At 64.1% G+C, this 2,451-nt stretch carries 3 protein-coding genes and 1 pseudogene; 1 reads left to right on the top strand and 3 read right to left on the bottom strand.

Annotation, left to right across the window (positions count from 1 at the left end; translation table 11 throughout):
* Positions 1–414: helix-turn-helix domain-containing protein (locus tag Y708_RS0101620; RefSeq protein ID WP_028278567.1), on the bottom strand; the 414-nt coding region annotated here is incomplete at its 3' end.
* A 133-nt stretch (positions 415–547) separates the two neighbouring features.
* On the opposite strand from Y708_RS0101620, the gene Y708_RS22235 reads away from it, so the two are divergent.
* The gene (locus Y708_RS22235; RefSeq protein WP_081746421.1) at positions 548–1,084 is read left to right on the top strand and encodes an ATP-binding cassette domain-containing protein; all 537 of its coding nucleotides are present in this window, start codon (positions 548–550) and stop codon (positions 1,082–1,084) included.
* A 10-nt stretch (positions 1,085–1,094) separates the two neighbouring features.
* Here the strand turns inward: Y708_RS22235 and Y708_RS0101610 are convergent, their stop codons facing one another.
* Both Y708_RS0101610 and Y708_RS30275 read right to left on the bottom strand, forming a co-directional pair.
* On the bottom strand, positions 1,095–1,907 hold the full coding sequence (locus Y708_RS0101610) for a class F sortase (RefSeq protein WP_253905656.1): 813 nt from the start codon (positions 1,905–1,907) through the stop codon (positions 1,095–1,097).
* Positions 1,908–1,995: 88 nt separating this feature from the next.
* A pseudogene (locus tag Y708_RS30275) lies at positions 1,996–2,451 on the bottom strand (hypothetical protein); the annotation flags it as partial.

The following is a 2,451-nucleotide window of genomic DNA, read 5'->3' as shown; positions in this document are numbered from 1 at the left end:
CGCCCCGACGGTCCGCCACGCTATCCGGGCGAATGTGGAGACCGTGGTCTTATCGGCCCGGGTCACCAGCCAGGCGATCATGTCCTCAAAGTCCGTGGTGAATCGGGATCCCGGCCTGGCAAACGGGACGCCCTGGACGATGACCCCGTGGGCCGGGCAAAGAAGACGCCGGCGCAGCATCGTGAGGACTACGACCCTGCCGGAGAAGTCAAGGTGCCGCCAGGAAGACTCAGTCCACCGGGTGTCATAGCCGGCCATCGTCGTGAACGGGCAGCGCGGGCAGGAAAGGCGCTTGCGGGTTTTCAGCGCCACCCGGACCAGGATCGGATGGCTGGAGTCCGTGCCGGGATCGACCTCAGTGACGCGGACCCCTGTCAGGTTCAGGACGCGGTTCAGTAGAGTGGTAGCACGCATGGGCAGCTCCGAAGATCAGGTTGTGTGAGAACTCCCAAATCTACGGGGTTGCCCATGCCCCATAGCACACAAACCCTGACCCACATCTACGTCAGGAGAGCCAGTTTTCATTGGTGATATTGACCTGACCGCCATGCGGGAGAGCGACCGGGTTGAGTTGCGGCAGACCCAGCTCGGGTTTGTGTTCCAGTCCTTTGGGCTAATTTCCATCCTGTCCGCGGCGGAGAACGTGGAGGTGCCCATGCGGCTGGTGGGTCTGCCGCCGGTAAAGCGGCAGGCGCGTGTGGATGAGTTACTTTCTCTGGTGGGCTTGGCGGATCATCACAATCAGCGCCCGTCCGAGCTTTCCGGCGGGCAGCAGCAGCGGGTTGGTCTGGCGCGTGCGCTGGCCAACCGCCCCAGGGTGCTGATCGCCGACGAGCCCACCGGCCAGCTCGACAGCGTGACCGCCGGCATCATGATGGACCTCATTGCTGGCCTGGTCCACAGCCAGAATGTTGCCGCAGTGGTGTCCACCCACGACCCCCTGATGATTCAGCGCGCCGACCGGGTGCTTGAACTGCATGACGGGCGGCTGGCAGGAGAGTCCTCTCCGCCGAAGCCTGCAGACTCCTCTGCCTGTCTCAAACCCATTTCATCGAGGTCCCTGAAAATCTGGCGGAAGAACTAGCGCGCTTGCATCAGCCGGCTGCGGCTACGGGTGAGGCTGTGATCACCACGTTGGTGCCCCAGGGATCCTGGGTGTAGCAGCTGATGAGAACGAGCCGGTTGGGGGCGATGTCCCAGATCTCGCTGGTGACCAGTGTGTCCTTGTTATAGGTCCGCACGGAATCCACCCGGTACTCAAGCGAGCCCGTCGCAGTAACGAGGGTAAGCACGTCACCCGGCGCGGACGCGGAGCTGAGTCTGTTAAAGGGTGCGTCCCTGTCCGTCCAGCTGTGCCCCGCTATATACGTGGTGTCAATAGATCCTGTGCCTGGCATCCCGTAGGCGGGAAGCCAGTAACCGTCCAGAGTAAGCGGCGGAACTATGGTGCCTGATTGTTCGACGGCGCTGGACGGAAGCGCGTGCACCGCCACATCGATTCCCGCCGTCGGGTAAATGATCCTCTGGGGAACAGAGGCTGCCGCCGGGACCGGTTCCACGGGAGAGGGAGCGGGCGCTGCAGTAGCCGGCTGCAGTTGGTTGGGCGTGGAGGTCTCAGGTAACGGGGGCGCAGACGGGACATCAGGAGTGAGCTCATGGGCGAGCTCGGGCAGCGCCGGAGGTGCGGGATGTACCGCAAGGCTGTCTCCGTAGAGCGGGGCTTTTTCGTTACCGGCCCTGGTTGCGACCGGAGTTGGGCCGGACGGCTCTGCCTGGGAAGCCGAGGGCCCGGTCAGGAACAACATGAGCAGCAGGATGAATGCGAGCGCACCCTGTCTGACGCCTTCGCTGCCCTGCCGTGCGGGGTGGGCAGACGGACGATTACCGGAGATCAAGCGAGGTGTCACTAGGACCGTTTCTTTGGGGAATGAACAGCCGGAGGCGATCCGTTTGGAGCGCCTCCGGCTGGCTATCGATCGATACGTTCAGCGAGGGTCAGTCCCCTAGCTCATGCGAACCTCGCTTGCGGGTCATCCACAGGGAGAGCAGCAGCAGCGCGGAAACGGTTGAGCCTGCCGCGGAAATCAGCGTCGTGTCGCTGGTTCCGCTGCTCGCTGCCGCCTGCACGTTGGCTCCGCGGTTGGCTGCAGGACCGATGGGCTGCGTAGCTGCGGCGCCTGCACCGGCACGTTCCGGATCATCGTTTCCCGGTGCTGCCAGCGTCGGATCATCGTTGCCCGGTGTTGGCACAACGCCTTCGCCCGCCGCTGGTGGAGCGGTCTCGGTTGGGGTCGGAGCAGGAGTTTCCGTCGCCGTCTCCGTTGCTGTCGGTTCGGGTGTCGGCGACTGCGTCGGAACGGCTGTCTCCGTCTCGGTCTGGGTCGGTGTCGGATTAGGCGTTTCCGTCTCAGTCTCCGTCGGCACCGGGTTCGGCGTCTCCGTCTCAGTCTC

The sequence above is a fragment of the Arthrobacter sp. H5 genome, from assembly GCF_000520595.1.
Taxonomy (GTDB): Bacteria; Actinomycetota; Actinomycetes; order Actinomycetales; family Micrococcaceae; genus Arthrobacter_D.
Note: the sequence above shows the minus strand (reverse complement) of the source record. Positions and strands in the feature narration are given on the sequence as shown.

Excerpts from the sequence above, each read along its gene's own strand:
- Y708_RS22235 (WP_081746421.1), top strand. The coding sequence starts at position 548 with ATGCGGGAGAGCGACCGGGTTGAGTTGCGGCAGACCCAGCTCGGGTTT.